The sequence below is a fragment of the Mycolicibacterium sp. SMGY-1XX genome, from assembly GCF_059132455.1.
Map to the genome: position 1 here is coordinate 4,737,865 of NZ_CP101139.1, position 26,238 is coordinate 4,764,102.

Genomic DNA, 26,238 nt, shown 5'->3' on the forward strand with positions numbered 1-26,238 from the left:
CCAACCTGCGTTCACTCCCAAGAAGAGGAAAGATGAAAACCCTCAGCCAGGTCAGCTCCGGTGACCTCACCCACGACATGTCACGACTGCGCAGGCTCTACGGCCGCTACCCGACTGGCGTAGCCGCGATTTGCGCGTTACGCGATGGACAACCGGTGGGCATCGTCGCCACGTCATTCACCCCGGTGTCGATGGACCCCGCGCTGGTGTCGATCTGCGTGCAACACACATCGACAACGTGGCCCCAGCTGTCCCGAGACGGAAATCTCGGGATCTCCGTACTCGCCGAAGGGCACGCCGAGTTGTCCCGACAGCTCGCGGCCAAGAACGGCGATCGCTTCGCCGGGCTCACATGGTTTGCCAGCGACTCGTCGGGAGTTTTCCTCGCGGACGCAGCAGCATGGCTCGACTGCAGGATAAGTTCATCGATCACGGCAGGTGATCACGAGGTCGTCCTGCTGGAAGTCATCAGCGCCGCCGAAGACGACACCGTCTCGCCACTGATCTTCCACGACAGCCGTTTCCGAACCATGCTCGCTGATGACCACCACAAGTGACCGGAGTGTTCGCGGTCGCAGCAGCGCCGCCGACATGACCGAGCACAATCTGGCATGGAAAATCGCGGAAGTCGCCGCCGACCCCGTTGCGATTCCGGCCGACACCCACGCCATGGTGATCAATCGCATCATCGACAACGCCGCCATATCGGCCGCTTCGGTGGGTCGGCACCTTGTGGCGGTCGCACGCGCTCAGGCCCGCGCACATCGAAACACGCCGGGAGCCGCACTTTTCGGGATCGAAGGAAGCTTCTCACCCGAGTGGGCGGCCTTCGCCAATGGTGTGGCCGTTCACGATCTCGAGTTCCACGACGCCTTCTTCGCCGGCCACCACGCACATCCCGGTGGCAACATCCCCGCCCTGGTGGCCGTAGCCCAACAAACCGGACTTCGTGGTACCGATCTGATTCGCGGCATTGCCACCGCGTATGAAGTGCAGATCAGCCTGGCCAGGGGAATGGCTGTGCACAACACCACAATCGATCACGGCGCGCATCTGGGTCCATCCCTGGCCGCAGGTCTGGGCACCATGCTGCAGTTGCCCCCCGAAACCATCTATGCCGCCATCGGTCACGCCGCGCACCTGACCGCCGTCCCCCGCCGGTCTTCTGGCCCGTCGCACTCCGGCTGGCAGTTCCACACATCCGCCTACACCGGCAAACTGGCGATCGAAGCTGTCGACCGCGCGATGCGTGGTGATGTTTCGCCAACCCCGATAGGCGAAGCTGAGAACGGCGTGGATGATTGGCTACACACCGGTTTCCAGCATATCGACAACGTGGTCCTACCCGATGTAGGTGAACCCAAGCGGGCCATCGTGGACAGCTACCCCAGAGAGCATTCCGCCGGCTACTTCGGCCAGGCTCCGATCGACCTGGCTCTCCGTCTGCGGGAACGGATCAGCCACGTCAGCGAGATCGAGTCCATTGTCCTGCACACCAGTCACCACACCCATGTTCTGATGGGCACCGGCTCGGGCGATCCCCAGAAGTTCAACCCAGACGCACCGCGAAACGCCCTGAGCAACTCCGTCATGTACCTGTTCGCTGTCGCACTGCAGGACGGCGCCTGGCATCATGAACGGTCTTATGCGCCAGAACGTGCGCACCGCCCCGACACCATCGAGCTGTGGCACAAGATTTCCACGGCCGAAGGCTCCGGCCACCAATCGGCTGATCCCGCTGAGGCGGCCTTCGGCATCCGGGCTGAAATCACCATGCGCAGCGGCGAAGTGATCGTTGATGAGCTTGCCCTGGCGGATGCACACCCGGAGGGTGCCCATCCGTTCGGGCGTAAGGACTACGTGGCGAAGTTCGCCGAGCTCGCCGACGGGGTGATCGACCGGCGTGAGCAACAGCGATTCCTGGACGTCGTGACGTGTCTGAGCGACCTCAAGCGAGGTGCGCTGGGCATGCTGAACCCACTGGTGGACAAGCGAATCCTGGACGAAGCACCCACCACTTACGGGATCTACCGGTAGCGAGCAGATCGCAGCGTGGCGCTGGGTCAACTGACCCCGCGGCACGTCAGCGTCAGCGGCTGCGGCGCCGGCTGGGCTTGGCGTAACGCGCCTCCCGGGCAATCGCTTCGAGATCGTCCGCGTGATACATCTCGTCGACGAGGTCGCCGAACGCTGCGAGGATGGCCGCCCGCCGGATGGTGCCTTTGGCGGTGAGTTCGCCGGCCGCGATCGACAACTCTCGCGGTAGCACACGGTACTTCTTCAACTGATAGGGCCGCGCAAACTCGGCGTTGACCTCGCTGAGCCAAGCGGTCACTGCGTCGTCGCGTTGCCCTGCCGTCAGCTCTCCAGCGTCTCGGCTCAGACTCAGCAGTACTGACAGATACTTTCGTCCGTCGCCCACCACGATCGCCTCGTCGATGAGAGGACTGGCCTTGAGGCGCAACTCGATCGGCTGCGGGTTCACCATCTTGCCCCCGCTGGTCTTGAGGACATCTTTCAACCGGCCGATGATCTTCACCTCGCCGTCGGGAGCCAGCTCGACCAGATCGCCGGTGCAGTACCAGCCGTCCGACATGGCCGCCGAGGATGCCTCGGGGTTCTCCCAGTACCCCACGAACAGAGAGGGGCTGCGCAGCTGCAGCTCGCCTTGTTCGGAAACTCTCAGAGCCCAACGGGGATCCGGCAGGCACTTGCCGATGGTGCCCGGTTCGGGAAACGACCGATCCCATTGCGCCAGAACCGAACCGCACGTTTCAGTGGTGCCGAAGAGCTCGCGGAGGTCAAGACCCCACATGTGCCACAGAGCGGCCACGTCTGGGGTCATGCTTCCCGATGCCGTCCAGGTCACCTGGATGCGATCCATGCCCACCTTGGCCAACAGCGGCACGAACACGACCTTGCGGGTGAGCGCGCTCGCTGCCGCGAGGTACCAGGGCACAACACGGCCCTGCCAGCGCCGAGCACTGACCGCGCGTGCAACGCCCATCGCCGCGCGGTAGCCCAGCTGGAACACCGTCCCCGACTCCGACAGCGCCTCCAGCGCCTCAGCGGCGAGCTTTTCGTGCATTCGCGGTGGCCACAGCACCGCCGTCGGCCGTACACCGGTCAGAGCGTCGAGGCGTTCGTCGATGCTGCAGTGGGTGATGACCAGTCGGGTCATGATGGGCGTGTAGACAGCGATGAGAGCCGGTGCCACGTGCGACAACCCGAGGAAGCCCACGAGATCGTGACGGGTGCGTCCCAGATCGGGATAGGACATGGCGAAGCCGAGCACTGAGTACTGGATCGTCCGGTGGGTGTGCGTGACACCTTTGGGCGCACCCGTTGATCCCGAGGTGTAGAACAGGCCTGCGGGTTGATCGATGTCACCCGCGTCGACCAGGCCTTCGAAGAGCGTGGGATCCGCGGCAGCCTGCTGTCGGCCATTGGCCCGCAGTTCCTCCCACGTCTCTGCTGTGGCGTCTCCCGCCAGGCCGGACGGGCGTACGTCGAGCCCGATGGCCGCCCGCAGATGCGGAAGCTCAGGGGTCAGAGCCGCCAGTTTCTCCGCATTGTCGGCCGTTTCGACGATCATCGCCGTGGCCCTGCTGTTCGCCAGTACGTGCCGGACCTCCGAGAGGGAGCTGGTCTGGTGCACACCCACCGGAATGCCCCCGACGCTGAGGATTGCCTGCGCCGCGACCACCCACTCGTACCGGGTTCCGGACAGAATCGCCACGCGGTCACCCGGTGTGATGCCCCGCCGGTGCAAGCCCAGCGCCACCTCACGTACTTCGTCGAGATAGTCGCGCCAGGTGGTTTGACGAATCACACCGGCCGACCAGCTCTGGAATGCGACGGTGTCCGGCTCCGATCTGGCACGTTCGCACAGCATCTGCGGAAAAGTCCGATCAACGGCCTCGAAACCGGTCAAGGATGACAGCACCGGCCCCCCGTCACTGATCTCAGCACCCGACGGCATCGCCGCGGCATCATTACCCATCAGTCCAGTTCCTCAGTAGAGTTGTCCAGTTCACCGCCGGAGAACCGCACAGTCATCTGTCATTATCCGCCGGCTTCCTCACGGCCCGAGGGGCGTTCGCCTCACTGCGAATCTCCGTCCGCTGGCCCCGGAATGCCGGTCGCACTGCGGAGGCATTCCGAACTTCGGGATCATGGACTCGGTCACGACGGGCTCGCCGGCAATCGGCGGACTGCGGGCGTAAAAAAACCTGCAATGTGAACATGGATTAACCTAGAGTGGCTGGATGCGCTTTGTCAATCGTCAATCCGGAGCAATAGCTGGTGCGGGCCTGGAACGGTATAACACCTGTTCAGGCGTAAGCGGGCGGCAACGGCCGCCAGCGGGGTTCCCCTCTTCCCACGATGGATCTCGAGCGGTGCCTTTAACGCTAATTACCCTGCTCTCCGACATGTTGATCTCATGCGCGATGCCGACCCGCACCGTCTCTTCCGGCACCTGCAGTGGATATCGTGATCGTCATGACTGAAGACCGACCCCGAGTCAAGGCGCCTCGCGCGAACGGCTCTCGGCGAGAGTTGCTGCTGAAGGTGGCGGCGGATCTGTTCATCGAGCACCCCTACGACTCGGTCACAGTAGAAATGCTGTGCGCCAAGGCAGGTATCTCTGCTCCCGGTCTCTATCGCCACTTCCAGAACAAACAGGCACTGCTCATCGCCGTCGTGGAGGACCCGATCGGGTCACTCCACGAGTTCGCTCGAAAGGCCGCCGAAGCAGATACCGACCCGCACGCGACGCTGATGGCCATGGTGGACTTCCACATTCGGAGCGTCTTGGAGGGGCCGCCGACTCCGCTCATCTTCCTCAAGAACGAGCACTCCTTTCCCGAGACCGACCGACGTCGCATTCGCCGGTCCATGAATCTCTATGCCGAGGAATGGATTTCGGTGGTGACGAGGCTTCGCCCGGACTTGTCCGATCCAGCGGTACGCCTCCTGACCCAGACGGTCTTCTCGATGCTGAATGCCGCTGCGACACTGCACAAGGGCCTCGACCACGAAACGATCGTCACCACGATGTCCACCGCGGCTTACAACGCGCTGACGGCGTCCACCCAGCCGCCAACGTAGTCCAGGCTATCTCGGAGGCGAAACGAAGTACGGTTGGCTCACGGCCGCTGCTCCAGCCGTGCACGGACCGCGGTCAGGTAGCGGGCCGCATCCGCACCGTCGACGAGTCGATGGTCGTATGTCAGCGACAGATACGCCATGGTCCGGGTGCGGATCAGCAGTGCACCGTCGCTGTCACGCTCGGGTACCAGACGTTCGGTGGCAGCACCGATCCCGAGAATTGCAGACTGGGGCTGGTTGATGATGGGAGTGTCGAACAGCGCGCCGCGGCTGCCGGTGTTGGTGATCGTGAACGTGCCACCGCTCATGTCGTCGGGCCGTATCGAACCGTCACGCACGGCCGCGGCTGCGGCCGCAATGGCTGCGCCCGTCTCGACGACGTTCTTGTCCTGAGCATCGCGGATCACCGGCACCATCAGCCCCTTGGGGCTGTCCACCGCCACTCCCAGGTGCACCGAACCGTGGTAGGTCACCTCAGAACAGTCGGCGTTGACCGTTGCGTTGATGATGGGATGCTCGGCCAGCGCGTCCACCGCAGCCACCACGATGAACGGCAGGTAGGACAGCCGGGAGCCGGTGTGTTCGAAGAACTCCTGTTTCATCATTGCGCGACGGGCCGCGATCATGGTCAGGTCCGCTTCGACGACAGTGGTCAATTGGGCCGCGGTTTGCAGTGATTCGACCATTCGGCGCGCGATCGTCCGGCGAATCCGCGGCAGTTTCTCCACCCGGTCACCCTCACCGCCGGTGTCTGTCTGCGCTGTCGGCGTCGGGCACGCAGGGGTGGTGATCGCCGTGTCCACAGCGTCCGGCGCCGACGAGGATTCGGATTCGGGAAGAGGTGGTGCCGGCGCCTCCGGACTGGGGCGCGCCGGTGCGGCGACCCCGACCCTCGCGACGACGGCGCCCACCGCCACCACGGCGTCCTCGGGTTCGACGACCTCGACCAGGACACCGGCGACCGGAGCCGGGATCTCGGTGTCCACCTTGTCGGTGGAGACTTCGAATAGTGGTTCGTCGAACTCCACGGAATCACCCACCGCCTTGAGCCAGCGCGTGATCGTCGCCTCGGTGACGGCCTCGCCCAGGCTGGGCAGTGGCACGGCGATTGCGTTTTCTGCCGCAGTCATGTCAGACCTTTCCCACGAGATCGAGTGCTGCACCGACAATGCTGTCGGTGTCGATTCCGTGATAGCGATACACGTCTTCCAGGGAGCCGACCTGACCGAACCGACTCACCCCCAACTGAGTTCCCGGTACACCGTTGATGGCCGGAAGGAACGCCAAGGTGTGCGGGTGACCGTCGAGGACGCTGAGCAGCGGTGCAGCGCGGCCGGCCGGGAAGAGCTGATCCAGAATCCAGGTAGGCCCGTCGCCACGTCCCTGTCGGGCCTGCAGCGCCTCGAACAAGAGTCCCGGACTGCTGACGCAGACGACATCGGCGTCGACGCCGTACTGCGCCAGGCGCTCGGCGGCGGCCAGCGTCTCGGTCATCACCGCGCCCATCCCGACCAGCGTCAACCCGGGGCTGGCGGCCCTGCGCAGCACGTAACCCCCGGCCAGGACGTGGCGGCGGCGCCGCTCCCGTCCGGCGGAGTCGACGGGCACGGCGGCCAGCAACTGGTCCACCGGCCGCGTGGACAACCGGATGTAGGCCGATGTGCCGTCGGGACGGCCGAGGCGTCCGATACACGACAGCAGTGTCCATTCGACATCGATGGCGAAGGCCGGCTCGTAACTGACACAGCCAGGCTGCTCCAGACCGATGGAAGGCATCTTGATCGACTGGTGGGCACCGCCTTCAGCGGCCAACGTGACGCCGGACGGGGTGCCGACCAGAATCGATTGTCCGCCGGCATAGATCCCGTACAACCACGGTTCCAGCGCACGCTCGACGAACGGGTCATACATCACGCCGATGGGTAGCAACGGCTGTCCCCATCGGCTCCACGTCGCGCCGAGTTCGCCCATGAGCCCGACGAGATTGGTTTCCGCGATGCCGAGTTCCATGTGTTGTCCGGTCGGCTTCTCCCGCCAGTGCATGATGGTCTCGGGGTCGTCGTCGAACCAATTGCGCCGCTCGCTCGGTGACCAGACGCCGACCTTGTTCAGCCAACCGGCCAGGTTCGTCGTCGAGCTGACATCGGGGCTGACGGTCACCACCCGTTTGGCTGCTTCCGGAGCTTGGCGGCTCAGATCGAGCAGCGCGCGACCGAGCGCGGCCTGAGTGGTCGCCGTACCCGACGGGGTGCGCCCCAGATCTCCCGGTATGGGCGGTGGGCTCATCAGCTGCACCGGTTCGCGTTTGAGGCGCTGCGCCGTCTGCGTGCAGAGCTGGCCGGCGGCGGTGCCCGGGTCGAATCGTGGCCAGGGATCGTCGACGTCGATCCCCAGCTCCGTGGCCAGCTGCTCGTACTGCTCCGTCGTGAGCAACGAGGAGTGATTCTGTGGATGCCCCTGAGTGGGCAGCCCACGCCCCTTGATGGTGTACGCGATGATGGCCGTCGGGCGGGTGTCGTCGATCTGTTCGTACGCCGCACGTAGCGCAGAAAGATCGTGGCCGCCGAGATTGCGTATCGCCTGGAGTAGTTCTGCATCATCCAACTCGGCCACCAGCGCCGCGATCACCGGCCCGTCAGGGCCCGAACCCGGCAGTCGTTGGCGGAGTTCTTCTGCCGCGCAACGCAAGAGGCGTTGGTACTCGGGATTGGTCATATCGAGGATCCGAGTGCGCAGGGCGGCACCACCCGGACGGGTGAACAGCGATTCCAGCAAGGAGCCGAACTTCACCGTGATCACCTGCCAACCCGCTGCGGTGAACATGGCTCCCAATCGTCCGGCGGCGATGTTGGGCACCACCCGGTCCAGCGACTGCCGATTCAGGTCGATGATCCAGACGATTTCGCCAAGGTCTGCCACCGCAGGGTCGAGGATCGCCTCCCAGACCGCGCCTTCATCCAGTTCGGCATCGCCAACCAGCGAATACTGCCGCCCCGTGCCGACGGCGCTGATCTGGGTGTCGACATAACGGCGCGCGATCGCACCCCAGATCGGCGCGGTGGCACCGATTCCCACCGATCCGGTTGAGTAGTCGACCGGATCCGGGTCTTTGGTGCGGCTCGGGTAGGACTGCAGTCCGCCGAACTCACGAAGGCGGGGCAGATACGACGCATCGAGTTCACCGATGAGGTAGTTGATGCCGTGCAAGACCGGTGAGGCGTGCGGTTTGACCGAAACCCGGTCGCCAGGCTGCAACTGATCGAACCACAGGGAGGTCATGATCGACACCATGGAAGCACTGGACGCTTGGTGGCCGCCGACCTTCAAGCCACTGGTGTTGGGGCGAATTCGGTTGGCATGGTGAATGATCGCCGTGGACAACCACAACACCCGCTGCTCGATCTCCTGCAGCGCAATGTGGGGAGTGTCGACATGGTGGGCAGTGCTGTGCACTGCGGCGTTGCCGGGCATTGGGCATCCTTGTCAGTGAGCGTCGTGTGTGACAGGAACAGCTGCACTGGACTCAGATCATGAGTCTGCGACCGCGTTGTGGCGAGGGTTCCCTGGGTGAGGGCGCCCCGACGGCGTGGTGGAGTGTTGCCACCCGAGGTACCGGTCCGCATGTGCAAAAGACCACCGTCAGTGGACCACCAGCCCCCTCTGTGCGCAAGAGGCGGCCCTTCTGAGATGCAATCTGCTCACCATCGGTTGCGCGAAGCTCATCGGGCTGGGCATTGTGACCAACAGACCGCGCGTCGACGCGATCGATGCCAGGATCATCAAGGCGCTCAGCGTTACCCGCTCGCTGCTTTCGTCGTGAACCCGGGTGACTCAGCGCAAGTTCCCCCAGATCGCCGACACCCTCGAGAAAAATCCCGAAGTGATCGAAGTCCACGGGCTGGGGGTGCTCGACGGCCTCATTCCCCGCACCGGGAGTTGGGCGATTTGCCCACCGGGTGCGCCGGATGCGCAGTTGCACTGGGCAGAATGCGCGATGTCGGGGACACCCATTGTGCGACAGGTTCACAACGGTGTTGACTGAGTGGCACTCCTCCCCCGATACGGGCTCATGCCATCAGAGGACAACGAGGAGTCGAAGAAGTTCACTGCGCCTGCACTTTCGGTAGCCGGTCCCAAGAGAATTCGACCCCGAGGAGGGACGCCGCGATGAACGCCAATGGGCACTCAGCGCAACGAGCGTCGATGAGTTACGAACCGTTGACGCCCACCGCATACCTCGATCGCGCGGCCAGCTGTCATGGGGACCGTCTGGCGGTGGTGGACGGTGAGCAGAGGTGGACCTACGAACAACTGCACCAACGGTCGGCGAAGCTGGCCGGTGGGCTGGCGCAGCTGTCGTCGGGACGGCCGGTCGCCGTACTGGCACCCAACTCGCATGTTCTGCTGGAGTCGCATTTCGGTGTGCCCTGGTCCGGTTCACCCCTGATCGCCCTCAACACCCGCCTTTCGGCACCCGAAATTGCCTACATGTTGGGTCATTCAGAGGCGTCCGTGCTGATCTACGATCCTGTCTTCGCGGACGTCGTCGAGCAGGTGCGGGCGCAGATGAGCACTCCGCCGATCCTGGTGCAGGCTGACGACGATCCGCACGGTGACTACGAGCAGATGTTGTCGGCGGCCTCCCCGCTGCGCCGCACGCCCACCGACGAGCTGGCCCTGTTGTCAGTGAACTACACCTCGGGGACAACGGGAAAACCCAAGGGAGTGATGTACTCTCACCGAGGCGCCTACCTTCAAGCGTTGGCGATGGTCGGGCATACCGGTCTGTCCCCATCGGCGGTCTACCTCTGGACCCTTCCGATGTTCCACTGCAACGGGTGGTGTTTCCCTTGGGCAGTCACAGCAGCGGCCGCGACACATGTGTGCTTGCGCAAGGTCGACCCCTCAGAGATCTGGCGACTGATCCGACAGCAGGGGGTGACCCACCTCAACGGCGCCCCGACGGTGCTGTCCATGCTCGCCCACGCGCCCGAGGCCGACACCATCGAGGGCACACCCGTTCGGATAGCGACCGGCGGTGCGCCGCCCTCGCCGGCGATCCTGCGCCGGATGTCGGCACTCGGATTCGACGTCACGCATCTGTACGGGCTGACCGAAACCTACGGACCGGCGGCCATCTGCGATTGGCGCCCGGAGTGGGACGAACTCGATCTGGAAGCGCGCGCAAAGATCAAAGCGCGTCAGGGCGTGGCGAACATGATCTCCTGCGAAATTCGTGTGCTCGCCGACGACGGCACCGACGTGCCCTCTGACGGCGTGAGCACCGGCGAGATCGCGCTGCGCGGGAACAACGTGATGCTCGGGTATCTGCATGACCCGGCAGCCACCGAAGCGGCGGCCCCCGACGGCTGGTTCAGAACCGGCGACCTGGGCGTGCGCCATCCCGACGGATACATCGAACTGCGCGATCGCAGTAAAGATGTCATCATCTCCGGCGGAGAGAACATCGCCTCGGTGGAGGTCGAGCAAGCGATCATGGAGCACCCCGCCGTCCTGGAAGTTGCGGTGATCGCGGTACCGGACGCCCAGTGGGGCGAAGTACCGGCCGCCCACGTCGCACTCAAACCTGGCTGTGAAGCGACCGCCGAGGACATCATCGATCACGTCCGAGCCACCATCGCGCGGTTCAAGGCACCCAAGCACGTGATATTCGGTGAGCTACCAAAAACCTCCACCGGGAAAACACAGAAGTACCTGCTCCGCGAACGCGCCTGGCAAGGTCAGGACAAGCGCGTCCAGTGAACTTCGCAACGATCCGGCCCTCACGACCGGTTGCCGTTCGCAGGCATGACAATTCGTCGGCAGGCCCGAGGCCGGACCGTCCGGCCGAGACTGGGACGTCACCGTCACGACGCGCAGTGCCGCGACAGAAGGTACCGCACCATGGTCACAACGACTGAGCACCAGATTGCGTGGGAACTCGCCGATGCTCTGAACCCGCATCTGACTATCGAGGAGCGCGCCTTGGTGTACATGAACCTGGGCAGCGCGCACCACTCGGCGGCAATTCACCGCCTTCTTCACGTCGCTGTGCGTGGCCAGGTTGCACTTGCGCCCTCGATACTGGATCGACTGCACCTGTGGTGCCGCATCTCCCGGCGCGAGGACGAGTATGCGCCGGTGCTCTCGCGACTACGGAAGGGGCCATCGACCTCGTCGCCGGAGCCCCTCCGACCCGGTAGCCTCAGTCGCGATATGCGCTGATGAGTCCCTAGAGCCGCAACGCGTCGGCGATCAAGGCCGCCTGCGCGATCACCGCGTCCTGCCACGGCTGCAGGAGGTGCGCGGGCGAGGCATCGAAACTCTGGCCGAACGGGTCGGTCACTCCAGTCTCGTGCCCGGTCAACGCTTCCAGCACCGCCAGCCCGCAGAACGGCACGTGCACCGGCGAATAGCCGCCTTCGTGGGAGAAGACGATCTTGCCGCCGCACACGTCCTCGGCCAGTGCGACCAGAAGCGCGGCCATGTCCTTGAAGCCACCCGAGGTGACGGTCATGCAGCCGAGCGGGTCGACGGGGCTGGGGTCGAATCCGCTGGAGACGAAGATGATGTCGGGCCGGAACGCCGTCACGGCCGGGACGGCGACTCGTTCGATCGCCGCCAGGTAGGCGCCGTTGCCGGAGCCGGCAGGCAGGGGGACGTTGATGTTGGTGCCGACGCCGGTGTCGGTGACGGCTCCGGTGTCCTGCGGGAACAGCCGGTCCTGGTGCAGAGAGATGGTCAGCACATCGGGGTCGTCCCAGTAGATGGATTCGGCGCCGTTGCCGTGGTGGACGTCGTAGTCGACGATCGCGACGCGCTGCACGCCGAGGTGCGCACGCACGTATTCGATTGCGACACAGACGTTGCTGAAGATGCAGAAGCCCATGCCGGTGTCGCGGCGGGCGTGGTGACCGGGTGGGCGCACCAACGCGTAGGCATTGTCTGCGGCGCCGGTGAGGACGGCCTCCGCGGCGGCGATGGTGCCTCCGGCCGCCAGGCGGGCGATGTCGTAGGACCCGGGCCCGAACGGGGTGAAGCCGTCTCCCCCGTCGCCCCCACGGTCAGCGCTCTCGCGTTCGATGCGGTCGATGTAGTCGGCGTCGTGCACCCGCAGCAGATCCTCCCGTGATGCCATACGCGGTTTGACCCGGACCAGTTCGTCGATCATCCCCGAGACCTCGACCAGCCCGGCCATCCGCGATTTCGACTCGGCGCTCTCGAAGGTCATGTGCGGCTGGTTGAAGCCGCCGGCCGGAAAGATGCCGACGTGGGTGCCGGTGTCATGCCAGGCGTAGCGTTCATGCCAGATGTAGCCGGTGCGTCGTTGAGCAGTCACTGGACACCCACCTTGTCGGAAACCTGCAGGGAATCGAAAAGCTCATCGACACGCCGCTTTTCGTCGGCGCTCGACGGCATGGCGTACGACACGGCGATGTAGACGACGAAGTTGACGACCAGGGCGGCGACCCCGGAGGTCATGCCGCCGAGCACCGGAATGGCGATCGGGTACATCACCTGCAGCACACAGGCCGTGCCGAAGCCGAGGACCATCGCTGCGGCTGCGGCAGCGGCATTGCCGCGGCGCCAGAAGATCCCGAGGAACACCGTGGGCGCCAACTGCACGATGCCCTGATACGACACCTGCGCCAGCGCCACCATGCCCGCCGACAGCGCGTCCGTCGTCGCCACCGCGACCGCACCGGCCAGCAGCGTCAACACTCCGACGGAGACCTTGCCCCAGCGGGGATCCTCGACGCGGGTACCGCGGGCCACGCCCACCACGTCGTTGGCGATCTGCGCCCCCAGGGCTTGCAGGTTCGCCCCGACATTGCCCATGGTCGCCGCGAGCACGCACACCCCGGCCAGCGTCAAGATGATTGGCCCGCCGATCGAGGCCGTCAGGAACCACACCTCGTCCGGGGCGTCGGCCACGCCGGGATACGTCGAGGCAGCCATGGCCAACAGGCACAGCGAGGAACCGAAGATCAGCAACAGCGGCGAGGCCATCACCGCGGCGCGTTTGATGGTGTGGGTGCTGTTGGAGGCGAACAGCCGCACGAAGATGTCCGGCCAGCACCACCCGCCGAGTGCGCCCGTGGCGATCAGCGAGAACAGGTACAGCGGGCCGTCGACGCTGCCAGGCCCGGGCAGGGTGAAGAATGCGGGGTCGACCTCGCCGAAACCGTGGCCGTTGGTCAGCAACCAGGTGAGCAGGCCGAGGATCAGCACGGTGCCGACCAGATACGCGACGATGCCCTGCACGAAGTCGCTGATGACCAGGCCGCGGGCACCCAGGCGCACCGTCCACCATTGCCGCGCCACCAGGACGCCGATGCCGATGAACGCCGCCCCCGCCGCCGGCACCGCGCCGAAGGACAGATATTCGAACACCAGGGTCAGCGACTGCATGCCGAGCACGATCCAGGGGAACGAGGCGATGACACCGATGATGGCGGCGATCACCCGCACCGCGGTGGAGCCGTAGCGCAGGCCCAGCAGGTCGGCCTGGGTGCGCAGGTCGAAACGGCGGCCCCATTCGTGCACCGGCTTGGCCAGCAGGAACATCAGCACCACGGCCAGAATCGAGTACGCCACGAAGTAGAAGCCGATGGCGCCCGCGCTGGCGGCGTAGCCGGCGAAAGCGATGAAAATCGTGCCGGGCAACCAGGTGTTGACAAACGCCATGGCCGAGAACATGGGGCCGAAAGACCGTCCGGCCGTAGCATATTCGCTGAAGTCGGCGCTGCCTTTGGTGCGTTGCAGGACAACCAACAGCACGATGAGGAAGACGGCGACGCCGCCGTAGCCGATGAGGATCTCCATGTCAGTCCTCCCCGGCTGAACTGTCGGCGCGGTACATGATCAGCAGTGAAATCACGCCGATCACGCCGGTGATGAGGAAGAACCACACCCCGTTCTGGCCGAGGTACCACGTCAGCGGCGGGAACAGCAGGATCACGAAGTTCAGGACGGCAAGGGCGACCACGATGGTCGCGTTTCTGCGTTTCGCGGGGCGTGGGGCCTCGGTGGGCATCAGCGTCTCCATTCATGCCGGAACGTTCCGGCACAGTTGAGACTCGCGCCACACCCGGGGGCTTGTCAAGGGGCAAGCGGCAATTTACGAGCTGGTTACGATGGCCGCATGGCAGCGCGACGGGTGACGATCGTGGAGATCGCCCAGCATGTCGGCCTGTCGAAGACGACGGTCTCCGACGCACTGCACGGCGGCGGACGGGTGTCCCCCGCCACCGCGGCGAGGGTGGCCGCCGCCGCACGCGAGCTCGGCTACGTGACCAACCGTGCCGCCCGCCAGCTTCGCGGTCGCAGCGTCGGCGCGTTCGGCATCTACATCCCGCCCATCGCCAGAAACTTCAACTTCTACATGGAGTTCGCGTTCGGCGCGGCGCACGGTTCGGCCGAGCACGACGCCGACCTGACACTGTTCGCCCGTGACGCCGATGTGGGGCCGCGGCACTTTCAGGTCGACGGCGTTCTGGCGGTCGATCCCCTGCCGGGCGATCCGATGCTCGAGCGTCTGGTCGACGCCGGCATCCCGATGGTGACGGCCGGTCGGCCACCCGAGGCATTGGCCGATGCGGTGTCGGCGGTGATCGAAGCCCCGCACAGCGACCTGGCCCGCCTCGTTCTCGACCACTTACGCCAAAGTGGCTACCGCAGGCCGGCTTTCGTTGGATCGGATCGGCAGTTCTACTCGTCCTGGGCCGACGATGTGAGGCAGAGCTATCTCGACTGGTGCGCAGCGCATTCGGCTGAGCCATCCGCATTCGACTGCCCGCTGGGTGCGACGTTGGAGGAGCTGGGTGCGGCGGTGCGGTCAGCCGTCGCTCCCTCGGACGTCGACGCCCTGGTCTGCGCGCCGCAGAGCTTCGCAGGGCGGTCCATCGGCATCCTGCAATCGATGGGCAGGCACGTCGGCCCCGAGTTCGGTCTGGCCTCGTTGAGTAGCGATCCCACAACGGAATTGGGGAATCAACGGATCACGGCGGTGGATCTCGCGCCGTGGACCTTCGGGCGGGAAGCGGTCAACCTGCTGGCTGCGGTGACCGCCGGTGAGTCGCGGCCCTACCTCAACCGGTTCGAGAAGGTCAGCATCCGGAAAGCCGGTGAACAGGCCGGGGAGTCTTGGGAGTCGTTGTCGGCGTGACAACTGAGGGCGAAGCGCATCCGCGTTGGGACCATGGGTGCGAGTGCCCGCGTCTGTGCGACTTCTTCGCGACAACCATAAATCTAGGCGTGATTTCACCCCGGCGCGTGACTAGTCGTCACGTTCACTGCCATCCCAGTCTTTGTTGAACCCGTTCAGGTGGGGGTGGTACATCTCGTCGCCGGTGTGCTGCGTGAACTCGACCTTGAGCCAGGTTCGGCTCAAGTCGAGTGTTTCGACCAGGAGGTCGATGAGTTGTTGTGCCAGTGATGCTCTGGTCTCGACTGGACGTCCCCGACGGATATCGCACATGACCAGAGCAGACGGTGTGGGCTCACCGTCTTCATGGCACCGCCACACGCTCCCCTCGCCCAGGTCATGAATCGACACGGTCAGCAGATCCGCGTTGACCTGCATCGTGGTGGCGTAAATGGCCCCGACATTGCGGGCCAAATCGCGCTTGACGTCTGGGGCGACCTCGAGGGGCAGATCAATCTGGATGGAGGGCATCGCTATCTTCCTTTCGGGTCTGCTGAGGCGCTTTCGATCAAGGATGCAGTGGCGAACAGGGTCGCCTCATTGCCACGACTGGCGATCAGCTGCACGCCGAAAGGCAGGCCTTCGATGGCCCCTCCCGGAATGCTGACCGCGGGGCTGCCCGTCAGATTCCACGGGCTGGTGAGTGACAGCAATGCGGCGCGGGTATCGACGTGCGCCCCGCCGATCTCTGTTGTTGTCTGATGCAGTAGCGGCGCGGTGACGGGGGTGGTGGGAAGTGCCAGCACGCCGAACTCATCGAGGGCGAGTTCGACCGCCGTCCGGAAACGTTCCCGCGCTCGCTGCGCGTCCGCATACGCGCTGCCGGACACGTTCTGGCCCACCCGGAGGCGGGCGACCACTCCGGGGTCGATCAGATGCTCGTCGGCGTCGAGGTGATCACGATGGACCTCAAAGGCCTCCCACGCCTGCAGCGCGGTGAAGATCGAAAACAGCTCTCCTGGTCGGTGATCGCTGACTGTGGATGTGGCTTCTGCCATGCTGATACCGGCGTTGTTGATGAGGTTGCGCACCGATGTGGTGATCGCCGTGTCGGTGGGGGCAATGGCGTCGGGATCGATCCAGCCGATGCGGTTGAGCGGCCCGGTAGCCGTCAGCGTTGTGCCGCACAGGGTCTCGTAGAAGACCTGCGTGTCGGCGACCGTGCTCCCGAACAGACCCACGTGATCTAGACTCGGCGCCAGGGGATGAACGCCCTTGGCGGAGAGCACGTCGAAAGCCGGCTTGAAGCCGACGATTGCGCACAGCGCCGCCGGGACGCGCACCGAGCCGGCGGTATCGGTCCCCAAGCTCAGCGGGACCATGCGCGAAGCAACAGCGACGGCACTGCCTCCGCTGCTTCCGCCGGACACACGCAGGTGGTCATGCGGGTTCCGCGAGGCCCCATGCGCCGATCTGTCGCCCGTCGCGCCGAATGCGAACTCGTGGAGCACAGTCTTTCCCACGATCACGGCTCCTGAGCGACGGAGGTCGCCGATGACCTCGGCATCGGTTTCGGCCCGGGCCGTTCCGAACGAGGAGTCCGACCCACACGTGGTCGGGAGTCCGGCCATGTCGAACAGATCTTTGACGGCGACCGGAATGCCCTGCAGCGGGCCGTGATCGATACCGGCGGTGAATTCTCGGTCCGCGATCACGGCGGCCTCGTGGGCTCCGTCCTCGTCAACCAACACAAAGGCACCCAACTCCGGGTCCGTTTCGTGGATGCGTTGCAGGGCGTCGTCGGTGACTCCCACCGATGAGATCTGGCCGGCCCGTAGCGCCGCGCCCAATCGAATTGCGGATGACAGCGGAAAGTTCACAGCACTCCATTTGCGATGAGTGAAAGCGGCGGTACGACAACAAGTGTGGTGATGGCCATGGAGGCAACATTGCCGAGGTAGGGATGGCACCATTGCGGGGCCCGGTGTGAGATGCGCGCGGCGAGGGGCGGCCCGAGCAGCGCACCGAGGACAACAGCGCCAAGGATGGCGACGGGGTTCCATCCGAGGCTGAGCACGGCAGCCGGGGCCACAGACACGATCGGGACAAAAGTGGGATAGAAGCCGTCGCCCTTCCACCGCCCACGCCACACCACCACGGCGATCAGGGCCGTAACAACCTGAGCAGCGAGGATAAGGAGCAGCAATCCTGTCCCGTAGGCCACCACGCTCGGAACGGTGAGCCAAGCGACCACGGCGCCCGCGATCACCCCGGCGCCCGCCCATTCGCTTCCGAAGAACTGCGCCTCGGAAAAGTCCGCCAAGGCTCGCCGGAGGATCCAGAGCGTGCCATACCGGGCATGGCCGCTGGGTGAATCGGGCGAGTCGGCGGTGCGCCATGCCCACGGAGACGGCATCCACGGGAGATGACTACACAGCAGGAATGCCGGTAGGGCCGCAAGTGCCATGGCGCCAGTCACGCCGATCACCGGCGGAAGGGCAAGGGGCGCACACACCAGATTCACCAGCACCAACGCAAGCGGTGGAGCGATGATCGCCCCCAGCCCCGCTGCGGTGGCGACAACCTTTGTCGTCGGCCCATAAGTGACGACGACCGCGGGGGCGATGGAAGCTATGGGTACAAACAGCGGCTGCCAAAGCCCCTCCGCGAGCGTCCATCCCCAGATCAGGTTGCTGAGCACCAGGCTCACCACCGCCGCGACGGTGACTGCCGGCCAGAGTCCGGTGCCGCAGGCTTGAGTGAACCCTTGGATTCTCCATCGCCGCGTGTGTGCGATGTGGCCGAACCAGCCGCCGACAAGTAGGCCCACTCCCGCATAGGTGACGACCGAGAACTGGGGTTCCGAGATCGACTGCAGGGTCCATCCGACAAATGACGGCACATCAAGCGGATTACCGCGCCACTGAGGAGCACTCGCGGTCCATACGGCGGCCGCGATCAGCGCGGCACTCGACAGTACGAATGCGGGTATCTGCAGTTTCCGGGTGCGGGTGTGTGCGGCGCGGGTGCGGGACGACGCGATGGGAGTCGTCACGGTGGTCACCGAGGGAGCGGCGCAGCGCCGCGGTAGCCCAGCAATTGGTCGTACAGATCTGTACGTCGGTCGCGGTGGAGATCGTTGAGCTGGTTCCAGATTGGTGCGGTGCGCGAGGCCGTCAGATCGACGTCGGCGTAGATGATGGTGTCTTCGTCCGGGCCTGCGATGCGATCGATCGGCCATCCGTTGGTGCCGGCAATCAGCGAGTTGCCCATGAATCCGGCTCCCCGCTCCTGGCCGATACGATCGGCCGTCGCGATGAAAACGTTGTTCACGTGGGCGGCGGTGATCGTCAGGTGCGCGGCCATGCACACGCCACTGGCGTCGTACAGCGGCGGCGGCGTCCACACCCATCCGGTGGGGATGCAGATGATGTCGGCCCCCATCTGCGCAACGATCCGCGCCGTTTCCGGGAACCAGATGTCCCAGCAGACCAGCAGCCCGATTCTCCCGATCGGCGTATCGAAGACGACGTAGCCCTCATTCCCCGGTGTGAACCACAGTTTTTCCGTGTTCCACAGGTGGGTCTTGCGGTAGCGACCGATATAGCCCGACGGCCCGACGAGGACGGCCGTGTCGAACAACCTGTCACCGTCGCGTTCAGCAACGCAGGCGACCAGGTACAGGTCGCGCTCGCGGGCGAGTCGGGACAGCAGCTCGACCGTCGGGCCGTCGGGCACGGATTCCGCGTGGGCGAAGGCCTCTTCGCGGGTGTTGAAAACGTAACCCGTGGTGGCCAATTCGGGCAGGACAATCAGGCCGGCACCGTTGTCAGCGGCCCGCCCGATTCTCTCGGTCACCGCGTCAGCGTTTCGCTGGAGGTTCTCGACGCCAACCTTCGGTTCGAACTGCACAACTGCGACCTTCACCGGGCTGACCCGGTTGTCGGTGCTGTCAGCGATCTGCGCCATTACGATTCCCCTATCCGGTTGCATTTTGCAACCAGATAGGACGGTAGAAGAAGTGGTCTAGAATCGCAACCAGAATCTCGAAGAATCTTGAAAGGGTGGTGTCAGATGGCGTCACACGACGCGTTCGAGACCGGCGAGTGCCCCGTGGGGCGCACGGTGAGCGTGATCGGTGATCGTTGGTCGCTGCTGATCATCCGCGACGTGTTCGACGGCATTCACCGTTTCGGAGCGTTGCAACGCAGCCTCGGCGTGGCCAAGAACATTCTGACCGATCGCCTGCGGTCCCTGACTGCGCACGGGATCCTGCAGATGCAAGCGGCCACTGACGGGAGCGCCTACAGCGAGTACGTGCTCACCGACCGCGGCAAAGAGCTTTTCCACATCGTCGTCGCGCTTCGCCAGTGGGGCGAAGACCACCTCTTCGCCGAGGACGAACGGCATTCGGAGCTTCGGGAGAAGGACACCGACCGGCTGGTCGCGCGGCTGCAACTTGTTGACGCAGACGGGCAGCCGCTAGGTCCCGACGGCGCGTACGTGCAGAAGGTGGGTGCAGTGTCGGACTGAGCTTGAGGGCTGTATCACGGCACGCCTTTGTGCCGGCTCTGCGGCACCATCGACGGGCTCTCCTGCGGCAACTCCCCCGCCGAGATCGCTCCGGCGGTATGAGGAAACTCCACCCACCGGCGGCAGGGACACCCGCGTCCACGATGACGAAGCCTTCCCGGCCGCCTTGCGACAGCCGAAGCCGACACGCTTCCCCGGATCCCGAACTCGTGCGGTGGTTCCGAAGACCACAGAAGTTTCGGCTTTCGGTCTCTTTTTGGCGTTTGTCCGCGCGCCTTCCTCAAATGCAGTGAAGGTCAGATCGAGTGCTCCGACGTCTCCGTCGAGCTCGATCGGAGAACGGACAGCCGCGACACCGCTCATCACAGGCACCGGGTCGTCGTCAGCCACGTCGGCTCGTTTCAGGCGCTGCGATTCGGCTGCCGAGCCTCCGGGCACGCCTCGACCAAGCTCGCGATGGCCGTCTGGGTCGACAGCGAACCTTCGACGTATCCGCGAGGCGCTGGATCGGTGATACTCCGGTTCGGATCATTCACCTGATCTCGACGGCTCTGCGCGATTTGCTCTGCGCCAGAGGCCCATTGGTCGAGGTAGCCCGCTATGTCCGTTGAGTCGACGTCACCTTGTGACTCTCGGATGGTGGTGGCCATCGAGGATTCGGCGTCCGCGAGGTCGAGAGTGCCCTCCCGGCCTTCTTTGCCGCTGGTGATCGCCGCCTCCGCCGTACCCACGGTGTCGTTCCACTGCGCGAACAACGAGCTGACGACGCCGCAGTCTGTGGTCGCCTCGGAGTCGTCGCCGCGCATGACGACCAGCGTGACCGCGACGACAACCACTACCACCACTGCCGCCGCGATCCACAACGCGGGTGTGCGAGACCTCATTTGGGCACCGAGGCGGTCGGAAGTCCCGGGGTGATGGACGATTCATCGGCACCGATTGCGATGGTGGGCCCACAGATATCGGGGATGTACATCGTCAGACGCGGATTGTGGGCGGCCGCGTTGTGGATTTCCTGGATGGTAATCGGCTCCCATTCCCCGAGCCCGACGACCGGCAGGGACAGTCCTGCGAGATCCTGCTCGGTTGCGAGGTTGGTCAGATGCTCGGCTTCGAATTGGTAGTCGACCCAGTTGGCCTGGTACCACCTGCCGTTTTTTGTATCCAGCGCACGTGCTCGGCCGAGCCGTCGAAGCTCTGACCTGTTATGCGCAGTCGATACGCCTCCTGGAGATGAGCGATCGGCTCGGCCTCCATTCCGGGCCAGTTCGGTTCGGCGACCTCCTGCATACCGGACGACGGGCCGGTGAGTTGATCCATCTCCGCCGGCGTCCATGTCGAGGTCCTTGCCGGTGCTCGCGATCGCTTCCCGAGCCGCGTCCGCCGTCTCGCCCTCCCACGTCTCGAAGATCGCCAGGGCGTTGAGCCCCTGCGCCGCATCCCGCGAGGCGCGTGCGCGCACCGCCGCAGCGCGATGAACTTCCCGAATGGACTCCACGCTCCATTCGTCGATGTCGGCAACCGACACGGTCATGGGGTGGGTTCCTGGGGCCGAAGACGGTCGAGGGCGGCGGCCTGCCGCTCCTCCATGTCGGTGAATCCGCCGCCGCTGGCCCGCAGCGCCTCGGCGTGCCCAGCAACGGCTCCACCCAGCACCGCGGTTCGCTGACGCCAGCTCGTCGCCTTGAGGCCCAGCGCCCGCGCGGAGACACCTTTGAGGCCCGTTTCGGCAGATTCGATGCGCCCGTCGGACTGGGAATGGCCGGTCAGGAAGGCTTCGGCATGCCCGTCGACCTCGACCGCAGTGGCATAGAGCGCTTCGATACCTGCGTTCAGATTCTTGCCCATGTGTCCGCCTTCCCCGGGTCGTGCTCGATCGCAGCTCAGCTGTCCACAGTCCTCCGGATCCATGCATAGCAGCAAACCGGCAAAGTCGGCCAGTCACCCGGGTCTACTCTCAGAGCTGTGGCGATTCTGCAAACGCGAAGGTGGCACCCGGCATGTGGCTGACGCTGGCCAAGTGGGCGCTCTTGGCCTTCATCGCGATCGGCGTGACGATCTTTGTGGAGGACGACTCCACACCGGGAAGGTCGCGCTAGCCGCGCTCAGTCCAGAGCGTCGACGATGCGTACTTCCCGCTCCACCGCGTCACCGAGCACCGCACAGGCCCGCTGGTAGTCGTCGCTCTTGTAGCAGTTCAGCGCGGCCTCATGGCTGGGGAACTGGATGAGCACGATGCGGACGGCCGAATCCGGATACAGCGACGTGAATTCCGCACTGCGAGCCAGGAACTCGCCACCGGCGGCGGCGATCGCCGGACCGGCGATCTCGGCGTACTGTTTGTGCCGCTGCGGATCGGAGATCGACTTGTAGATCGCGATCCAGTACGCCGTGGCCATCGATGTCCCTTCGTGTCGGTGCGGTCAGTTTACCGGCCGCGCACACCACATCTTTGCGGTCATAGTGTCCGCACGCTGTCGGGTTCCGGTGTGCACATCGACCCTCAAGAGCTCAGGCGTGGATCCGCGATACCGGGATAACCAATCCCTGAATAGCCCCGAAAAGCGCTGCCACTGTGGTGTCAACCCCCTACCGACCTGCGAGGACGACGGAGAAACGATGCCAGACGACGGCTCTGACACCACCACCGAAGCCGGCCCACCAACCCGAATGTCGGTGTTGCCCTTCGGAGTATCACGCCGCCGCTTCATCGCCTACTCCGGCACCGCGGTCGCGGCCACGGCCGGCGTCGCCGTGGTGGTCTCCCGGCTGGGCGACGACGACGCCGGCACCGACGTCGACCCCGACCTCATCTCCACGGTGCTGGTGGTCAACGGCACCGAACACACCCTCGCCCTGGATCCCCGGACCACGCTGCTCGACGCGCTCCGCGAGCAGATCGGGCTGACCGGCACCAAGAAGGGTTGTGACCACGGTCAGTGCGGCGCCTGCACGGTGCACGTCGACGGGCGCCGGGTGCTGTCGTGCCTGACACTGGCACCCACCGTGCACACCCGCGCGGTCACCACCATCGAGGGCCTCGCCAATGGCGAGGAGTTGCACCCCGTCCAACAGGCGTTCATCGACAACGACGCGATGCAGTGCGGATTCTGCACGCCCGGCCAGATCATGTCGGCCGTGGCGGTGATCGAGGACCGGAACACCGAGTCCGACGAACAGATCCGTGAACACATGTCCGGCAACATCTGTCGGTGCAGCGCTTATCCGTTCATCGTCGAAGCCGTCAAGACTGCACGCGATCGGATGGCCTGACATGCGGCCCTACACCTACGCTGTCGCGGATTCGGTGTCCGCGGCCACCAGCCGCACCGGCGCCACCTTCCTCGCCGGCGGAACCACCCTGGTGGATCTGATGAAGCTCGAAGTGCTGACCCCTGAGCAGGTGGTCGACATCAACAGCCTGCCGTTGACCGGTATCACCGTCGATGGCAACGGCCTGCGCATCGGCGCACTCGAGCGCATGACCGACGTGGCCGACCATCCTGCGGTACGCAGCGATTACACCCTGATCACCCGGGCGCTGGAACTAAGCGCCTCCCCGCAGCTGCGCAACATGGCCTCCATGGGTGGAAACCTGTTGCAGCGCACGCGATGCAGTTACTTCCGGGATCCGTCGATGCCGTGCAACAAGCGCAATCCCGGCTCCGGCTGCCCGGCGATCACCGGGTACAACCGTATGCACGCGGTGCTGGGCACCAGCGACGCCTGCGTGGCCACCCACGCCAGCGACGTGGCTGTGGCTCTGATCGCCGCGGAGGCCTCGGTGCAGGTGAGCAACGCCGACGGCGAACGAACGGTGCCCCTTCAGCAGTTCTACCGGCAGCCGCAGAACACCCCGGACGTTGAGAATGACCTGGCGCCTGGGGAACTCATCACGGCCATCATCGTTCCTCCGCTTCCCGCGGCCACCCGTAGCGGGTATCTCAAGGTCCGCGACCGGCAGTCCTATGAGTTCGCGCTGACGTCGGTGGCCGCCGCCGTCACCATGCGCGGGCGCACGATCACCCGGGCCCGGGTGGCCGCCGGTGGGGTCGCGACCGTGCCGTGGCGACTGCCCGAGGTGGAAAATCTGTTGGTGAATCGGCCCGCGACGCTGGACACCTTCACCGCGGCGGCCGCAGCAGCCGCCAGCGATGCCCGGCCGTTGACCAACAACGCTTTCAAACCCGCTCTGCTGCGCCTCGCCATCGCCCGCGCCCTGACCGAGATCACGGAGACCTCATGACGACCCCGTTGGGCGCCAACATCTCCCGGGTCGACGGCCGCGTCAAGACCACCGGCGTGGCCCGCTATCCCGCGGACTACCAGGAACCGGGCATGGCACACGCGGTCCTGGTGACCTCCACCATCGGCCTGGGCCGGATCACCGCCATGGACACCGATGCTGCGGCTGCGGCACCCGGTGTCGTGGCGGTGTACACCCCGTTCGCTCCCCTGGCATTGGAACCCGTCGACCCACAAGCACTCGGCGAGAACTACCGGCCGCTGCAGGATCAGGACGTCCGGTTCCGCGGCCAGGCAATCGGCGTGGTGGTGGCCGACACCTTCGAGCACGCCCGCGACGCCGCAGCCATGATCAGCGCCTCCTACGAAGAACGCACCCCGCGAACCTCACTGGCCGATGCCGGGCCCGGTGTCACCATGCCGGCCGAGGTCTCCGGCACAACCACGGTGCTGGCCCCAGGAGTCGGCACCATCGACACCGCGCTGCAGGACGGTGCCGTCACCGTTGACATCACCGTCAGCCAGCAGGCCCAGCACGCTGCGGCCATGGAACCTCATGCCTCCCTGGCGGTCTGGAACGGCGATCAGCTGACCATGTATACCGGCACCCAGTTCCCCGGCCGCGCCGTGGTCGGTCTGACGGGCGCGCTCGGGATCCGACCAGATCAGCTGCGGGTGATCTCCACCTATGTGGGAGGCGGATTCGGCAGCCGGGTACTGCCGTGGTCGGACGCCGTGCTGGCCGCCGCAGCCGCACGGCAGCTGAACCGCCCGATCCGGCTCACTCTCAACCGAACCCAGGTGTTCAGCGTGGTCGGGCACCGCTCGGCGGTGCGGCAACGGATACGGCTGGGGGCCAGTGCCGACGGGACCCTGAACGCTGTCAGTCACGAGTCGGACTCCGCACATCCGGCGGTGGGTGGCTGGCCCATGCGCACGGCTGCCGAGACCAGCGCCGTGCTGTACCGCACGCCCAATCTGCACGTCGACCAACGTCAGGTCACCTTGGACATCCCGCCCACCTGGGCGATGCGCGCACCCAACGAGGCACCGGGCGCGTTCGCCATCGAGACGGCGATGGACGAACTGGCCGTTGCCACCGGTGTCGATCCGGTGGAGTTGCGGCTGCGCAACTATGCGACGGTGGTGCCCGGGACCAATCGTCGGTGGACCAGCAAGAGGCTCGACGAGTGTTACCGCGTGGGCGCCGCCCGATTCGGCTGGGACCGTCGCTCCGCCACGCCGGCGACCAACCGGGACGGACAGTGGCTGGTCGGGATGGGCATGGCCACCGCGATCTACCCGGCTTCCGGTCGGGCCGAGAACGCGGTGCGGGTGCGTTTCCGCGACGACGGCACCGTCCTGGCGCAGTCGGGCACGATGGACATCGGCACCGGGTCGGCCACCGCCCTGGCGATCGTCGTCGCCGACGCGCTCGGCCTGCCGATGGACCGTGTGGTGGTCGAAGTAGGTGACACCGCCCTGCCGCCGGGGGCCGGCGCCGTCGGCTCCCGCGCCACCGGCAGCCTGGCCCCGACCGCCCGTACCGCGGCCCGCGCCGCCATCGCCCAGTTGGTCGAGGCAGCCGGCACCGACCCCAATTCGCCGCTGGCAGAATCCGGCACACCGGTGACCTACGAAGCCGGCATGCTGCGAACAGCGGGTGGGGACATCCCGTTCGCCGATCTGCTCCGTGGGCTGGGCCGCTCGGAGATCGAGGCCACCCACGCCGATGAGAACATCATGGTCCCGTATGCCGCCCACGGCTTCGGTGCGCATTTCTGCGAGGTGCGGGTCAACACGTTCACCGGTGAGACCCGCGTCAGCCGGTTCACCACCGTGGTGGACATCGGGCGGGTGATCAACGCGAAGACCGCCCGCAGTCAGGTGGTGGGTGGGGTGATCTTCGGCATCGGACACGCACTGCTGGAAGCCAACCCGATCGAACCGAACGGGCGCATGGCGGCGGCCAACCTGGCCGACTACGTGGTTCCCGTCAATGCCGACGTGCCGTTCATCGATGCGGTGTGCCTCGACGGCGATGACCCCGACTTCAGCGAGGTCGGCGCGCGCGGCGTCGGTGAGCTCGGCACCGTCGGCTCGGCCGCGGCCATCGGCAACGCGGTGTTCAATGCCACCGGCATCCGTGTTCATGATCTGCCTATCCATCCCGAAGATCTGCTGCGCTGAAAGGTGCTGTG

The 26,238-nt window shown here is 65.5% G+C and carries 24 protein-coding genes; 10 read left to right on the forward strand and 14 right to left on the reverse strand.

Annotated elements, in window-relative coordinates; genetic code table 11:
• The first annotated feature begins 32 nt into the window (after positions 1 to 32).
• Both NL241_RS22790 and NL241_RS22795 read left to right on the forward strand, forming a co-directional pair.
• Positions 33 to 557 (forward strand): flavin reductase family protein, encoded by a 525-nt coding sequence (locus tag NL241_RS22790; protein ID WP_487687532.1) that lies wholly within the window; start codon positions 33 to 35, stop codon positions 555 to 557.
• Positions 541 to 2,037: an MmgE/PrpD family protein gene (locus NL241_RS22795; RefSeq protein WP_494395113.1), complete on the forward strand. Its 1,497-nt coding sequence runs from the start codon at positions 541 to 543 to the stop codon at positions 2,035 to 2,037. The genes NL241_RS22790 and NL241_RS22795 overlap by 17 nt, the downstream gene beginning before the upstream one ends.
• 52 nt (positions 2,038 to 2,089) lie before the next feature.
• On the opposite strand, the gene NL241_RS22800 is transcribed toward NL241_RS22795, so the two are convergent.
• A complete protein-coding gene (locus tag NL241_RS22800; protein ID WP_494395114.1) occupies positions 2,090 to 4,003 on the reverse strand; it encodes an AMP-dependent synthetase/ligase in 1,914 nt (637 codons plus the stop codon).
• A 482-nt stretch (positions 4,004 to 4,485) separates the two neighbouring features.
• Between NL241_RS22800 and NL241_RS22805 the strand changes: the two genes are divergently transcribed.
• The gene (locus tag NL241_RS22805; RefSeq protein WP_487687525.1) at positions 4,486 to 5,112 is read left to right on the forward strand and encodes a TetR/AcrR family transcriptional regulator; all 627 of its coding nucleotides are present in this window, start codon (positions 4,486 to 4,488) and stop codon (positions 5,110 to 5,112) included.
• Positions 5,113 to 5,150: 38 nt separating this feature from the next.
• On the opposite strand, the gene NL241_RS22810 is transcribed toward NL241_RS22805, so the two are convergent.
• Both NL241_RS22810 and NL241_RS22815 read right to left on the reverse strand, forming a co-directional pair.
• Positions 5,151 to 6,242 carry a 2-oxo acid dehydrogenase subunit E2 gene (locus NL241_RS22810; RefSeq protein ID WP_494395115.1) on the reverse strand — a complete coding sequence of 364 codons (1,092 nt, stop codon included), beginning with the start codon at positions 6,240 to 6,242 and terminating at the stop codon, positions 5,151 to 5,153.
• 1 nt (position 6,243) lies between these two features.
• Positions 6,244 to 8,583, reverse strand: a complete 2,340-nt coding sequence (locus NL241_RS22815) for a thiamine pyrophosphate-binding protein (RefSeq protein ID WP_494395116.1) — start codon at positions 8,581 to 8,583, stop codon at positions 6,244 to 6,246.
• Positions 8,584 to 8,938: 355 nt separating this feature from the next.
• Between NL241_RS22815 and NL241_RS22820 the strand changes: the two genes are divergently transcribed.
• Together NL241_RS22820 and NL241_RS22825 are read left to right on the forward strand one after the other, a co-directional pair.
• Positions 8,939 to 9,154, forward strand: a complete 216-nt coding sequence (locus tag NL241_RS22820) for a hypothetical protein (RefSeq protein WP_494395117.1) — start codon at positions 8,939 to 8,941, stop codon at positions 9,152 to 9,154.
• Between the two features lie 161 nt (positions 9,155 to 9,315).
• Entirely contained in the window at positions 9,316 to 10,875 is a 1,560-nt protein-coding gene (locus NL241_RS22825; RefSeq protein ID WP_494395118.1) for an AMP-binding protein, read from the forward strand.
• A gap of 469 nt (positions 10,876 to 11,344) precedes the next feature.
• Here NL241_RS22825 and NL241_RS22830 read toward each other — a convergent pair whose 3' ends face one another.
• From NL241_RS22830 to NL241_RS22840, 3 genes are read right to left on the reverse strand one after another with little or no spacing between them, the layout of a single operon-like run.
• The gene (locus tag NL241_RS22830; RefSeq protein WP_494395119.1) at positions 11,345 to 12,451 is read right to left on the reverse strand and encodes a histone deacetylase-like amidohydrolase; all 1,107 of its coding nucleotides are present in this window, start codon (positions 12,449 to 12,451) and stop codon (positions 11,345 to 11,347) included.
• Positions 12,448 to 13,938: a sodium:solute symporter family protein gene (locus NL241_RS22835; protein WP_494395120.1), complete on the reverse strand. Its 1,491-nt coding sequence runs from the start codon at positions 13,936 to 13,938 to the stop codon at positions 12,448 to 12,450. Before NL241_RS22835 ends, NL241_RS22830 begins: the two co-directional genes overlap by 4 nt.
• A 1-nt stretch (position 13,939) precedes the next feature.
• A complete protein-coding gene (locus tag NL241_RS22840; RefSeq protein ID WP_494395121.1) occupies positions 13,940 to 14,149 on the reverse strand; it encodes a hypothetical protein in 210 nt (69 codons plus the stop codon).
• A gap of 108 nt (positions 14,150 to 14,257) precedes the next feature.
• Between NL241_RS22840 and NL241_RS22845 the strand changes: the two genes are divergently transcribed.
• Entirely contained in the window at positions 14,258 to 15,280 is a 1,023-nt protein-coding gene (locus NL241_RS22845; protein WP_494395122.1) for a LacI family DNA-binding transcriptional regulator, read from the forward strand.
• Between the two features lie 111 nt (positions 15,281 to 15,391).
• On the opposite strand, the gene NL241_RS22850 is transcribed toward NL241_RS22845, so the two are convergent.
• From NL241_RS22850 to NL241_RS22865, 4 genes are read right to left on the reverse strand one after another with little or no spacing between them, the layout of a single operon-like run.
• The gene (locus NL241_RS22850; protein WP_487687502.1) at positions 15,392 to 15,790 is read right to left on the reverse strand and encodes a tautomerase; all 399 of its coding nucleotides are present in this window, start codon (positions 15,788 to 15,790) and stop codon (positions 15,392 to 15,394) included.
• Between the two features lie 2 nt (positions 15,791 to 15,792).
• A complete protein-coding gene (locus NL241_RS22855) occupies positions 15,793 to 17,139 on the reverse strand; it encodes an amidase (RefSeq protein ID WP_494395123.1) in 1,347 nt (448 codons plus the stop codon).
• On the reverse strand, positions 17,136 to 18,314 hold the full coding sequence (locus NL241_RS22860) for a hypothetical protein (RefSeq protein ID WP_494395124.1): 1,179 nt from the start codon (positions 18,312 to 18,314) through the stop codon (positions 17,136 to 17,138). The genes NL241_RS22855 and NL241_RS22860 overlap by 4 nt, the downstream gene beginning before the upstream one ends.
• A gap of 5 nt (positions 18,315 to 18,319) precedes the next feature.
• Positions 18,320 to 19,228 (reverse strand): nitrilase family protein, encoded by a 909-nt coding sequence (locus tag NL241_RS22865; RefSeq protein ID WP_487687496.1) that lies wholly within the window; start codon positions 19,226 to 19,228, stop codon positions 18,320 to 18,322.
• Positions 19,229 to 19,333: 105 nt separating this feature from the next.
• Between NL241_RS22865 and NL241_RS22870 the strand changes: the two genes are divergently transcribed.
• Entirely contained in the window at positions 19,334 to 19,792 is a 459-nt protein-coding gene (locus NL241_RS22870) for a winged helix-turn-helix transcriptional regulator (RefSeq protein WP_494395125.1), read from the forward strand.
• A gap of 401 nt (positions 19,793 to 20,193) precedes the next feature.
• On the opposite strand, the gene NL241_RS22875 is transcribed toward NL241_RS22870, so the two are convergent.
• The 4 genes from NL241_RS22875 to NL241_RS22890 all read right to left on the reverse strand — a co-directional run bounded on the left by NL241_RS22875 (position 20,194) and on the right by NL241_RS22890 (position 22,191).
• Complete coding sequence (locus NL241_RS22875; RefSeq protein WP_494395126.1) at positions 20,194 to 20,676, reverse strand: hypothetical protein; 483 nt, start codon at positions 20,674 to 20,676, stop codon at positions 20,194 to 20,196.
• A complete protein-coding gene (locus tag NL241_RS22880) occupies positions 20,673 to 21,326 on the reverse strand; it encodes an Rv0964c family protein (RefSeq protein WP_494395127.1) in 654 nt (217 codons plus the stop codon). The genes NL241_RS22875 and NL241_RS22880 overlap by 4 nt, the downstream gene beginning before the upstream one ends.
• Entirely contained in the window at positions 21,323 to 21,640 is a 318-nt protein-coding gene (locus NL241_RS22885; protein WP_494395128.1) for a hypothetical protein, read from the reverse strand. The genes NL241_RS22880 and NL241_RS22885 overlap by 4 nt, the downstream gene beginning before the upstream one ends.
• Before the next feature lie 257 nt (positions 21,641 to 21,897).
• Complete coding sequence (locus tag NL241_RS22890; RefSeq protein WP_487687488.1) at positions 21,898 to 22,191, reverse strand: DUF1330 domain-containing protein; 294 nt, start codon at positions 22,189 to 22,191, stop codon at positions 21,898 to 21,900.
• Positions 22,192 to 22,411: 220 nt separating this feature from the next.
• Between NL241_RS22890 and NL241_RS22895 the strand changes: the two genes are divergently transcribed.
• The 3 genes from NL241_RS22895 to NL241_RS22905 are packed head-to-tail and all read left to right on the forward strand — an operon-like array spanning position 22,412 to position 26,227.
• Positions 22,412 to 23,065 (forward strand): (2Fe-2S)-binding protein, encoded by a 654-nt coding sequence (locus NL241_RS22895; protein ID WP_494395129.1) that lies wholly within the window; start codon positions 22,412 to 22,414, stop codon positions 23,063 to 23,065.
• Position 23,066: 1 nt separating this feature from the next.
• On the forward strand, positions 23,067 to 24,038 hold the full coding sequence (locus NL241_RS22900) for an FAD binding domain-containing protein (RefSeq protein ID WP_494395130.1): 972 nt from the start codon (positions 23,067 to 23,069) through the stop codon (positions 24,036 to 24,038).
• Positions 24,035 to 26,227 carry a xanthine dehydrogenase family protein molybdopterin-binding subunit gene (locus tag NL241_RS22905; protein WP_494395131.1) on the forward strand — a complete coding sequence of 731 codons (2,193 nt, stop codon included), beginning with the start codon at positions 24,035 to 24,037 and terminating at the stop codon, positions 26,225 to 26,227. Before NL241_RS22900 ends, NL241_RS22905 begins: the two co-directional genes overlap by 4 nt.
• The last annotated feature ends 11 nt before the right edge of the window (positions 26,228 to 26,238 follow it).

What these genes read in the sequence shown, in the direction of transcription:
- NL241_RS22790 (WP_487687532.1), top strand. Translation starts at nt 33, where the DNA reads ATGAAAACCCTCAGCCAGGTCAGCTCCGGTGACCTCACCCACGACATG.
- NL241_RS22795 (WP_494395113.1), top strand. Translation starts at nt 541, where the DNA reads ATGACCACCACAAGTGACCGGAGTGTTCGCGGTCGCAGCAGCGCCGCC.
- NL241_RS22800 (WP_494395114.1), bottom strand. Translation starts at nt 4,003, where the DNA reads ATGGGTAATGATGCCGCGGCGATGCCGTCGGGTGCTGAGATCAGTGAC.
- NL241_RS22810 (WP_494395115.1), bottom strand. Translation starts at nt 6,242, where the DNA reads ATGACTGCGGCAGAAAACGCAATCGCCGTGCCACTGCCCAGCCTGGGC.
- NL241_RS22815 (WP_494395116.1), bottom strand. Translation starts at nt 8,583, where the DNA reads ATGCCCGGCAACGCCGCAGTGCACAGCACTGCCCACCATGTCGACACT.
- NL241_RS22825 (WP_494395118.1), top strand. Translation starts at nt 9,316, where the DNA reads ATGAGTTACGAACCGTTGACGCCCACCGCATACCTCGATCGCGCGGCC.
- NL241_RS22835 (WP_494395120.1), bottom strand. Translation starts at nt 13,938, where the DNA reads ATGGAGATCCTCATCGGCTACGGCGGCGTCGCCGTCTTCCTCATCGTG.
- NL241_RS22840 (WP_494395121.1), bottom strand. Translation starts at nt 14,149, where the DNA reads ATGCCCACCGAGGCCCCACGCCCCGCGAAACGCAGAAACGCGACCATC.
- NL241_RS22845 (WP_494395122.1), top strand. Translation starts at nt 14,258, where the DNA reads ATGGCAGCGCGACGGGTGACGATCGTGGAGATCGCCCAGCATGTCGGC.
- NL241_RS22850 (WP_487687502.1), bottom strand. Translation starts at nt 15,790, where the DNA reads ATGCCCTCCATCCAGATTGATCTGCCCCTCGAGGTCGCCCCAGACGTC.
- NL241_RS22865 (WP_487687496.1), bottom strand. Translation starts at nt 19,228, where the DNA reads ATGGCGCAGATCGCTGACAGCACCGACAACCGGGTCAGCCCGGTGAAG.
- NL241_RS22870 (WP_494395125.1), top strand. Translation starts at nt 19,334, where the DNA reads ATGGCGTCACACGACGCGTTCGAGACCGGCGAGTGCCCCGTGGGGCGC.
- NL241_RS22875 (WP_494395126.1), bottom strand. Translation starts at nt 20,676, where the DNA reads ATGAGGTCTCGCACACCCGCGTTGTGGATCGCGGCGGCAGTGGTGGTA.
- NL241_RS22880 (WP_494395127.1), bottom strand. Translation starts at nt 21,326, where the DNA reads ATGACCGTGTCGGTTGCCGACATCGACGAATGGAGCGTGGAGTCCATT.
- NL241_RS22885 (WP_494395128.1), bottom strand. Translation starts at nt 21,640, where the DNA reads ATGGGCAAGAATCTGAACGCAGGTATCGAAGCGCTCTATGCCACTGCG.
- NL241_RS22890 (WP_487687488.1), bottom strand. Translation starts at nt 22,191, where the DNA reads ATGGCCACGGCGTACTGGATCGCGATCTACAAGTCGATCTCCGATCCG.
- NL241_RS22895 (WP_494395129.1), top strand. Translation starts at nt 22,412, where the DNA reads ATGCCAGACGACGGCTCTGACACCACCACCGAAGCCGGCCCACCAACC.
- NL241_RS22900 (WP_494395130.1), top strand. Translation starts at nt 23,067, where the DNA reads ATGCGGCCCTACACCTACGCTGTCGCGGATTCGGTGTCCGCGGCCACC.
- NL241_RS22905 (WP_494395131.1), top strand. Translation starts at nt 24,035, where the DNA reads ATGACGACCCCGTTGGGCGCCAACATCTCCCGGGTCGACGGCCGCGTC.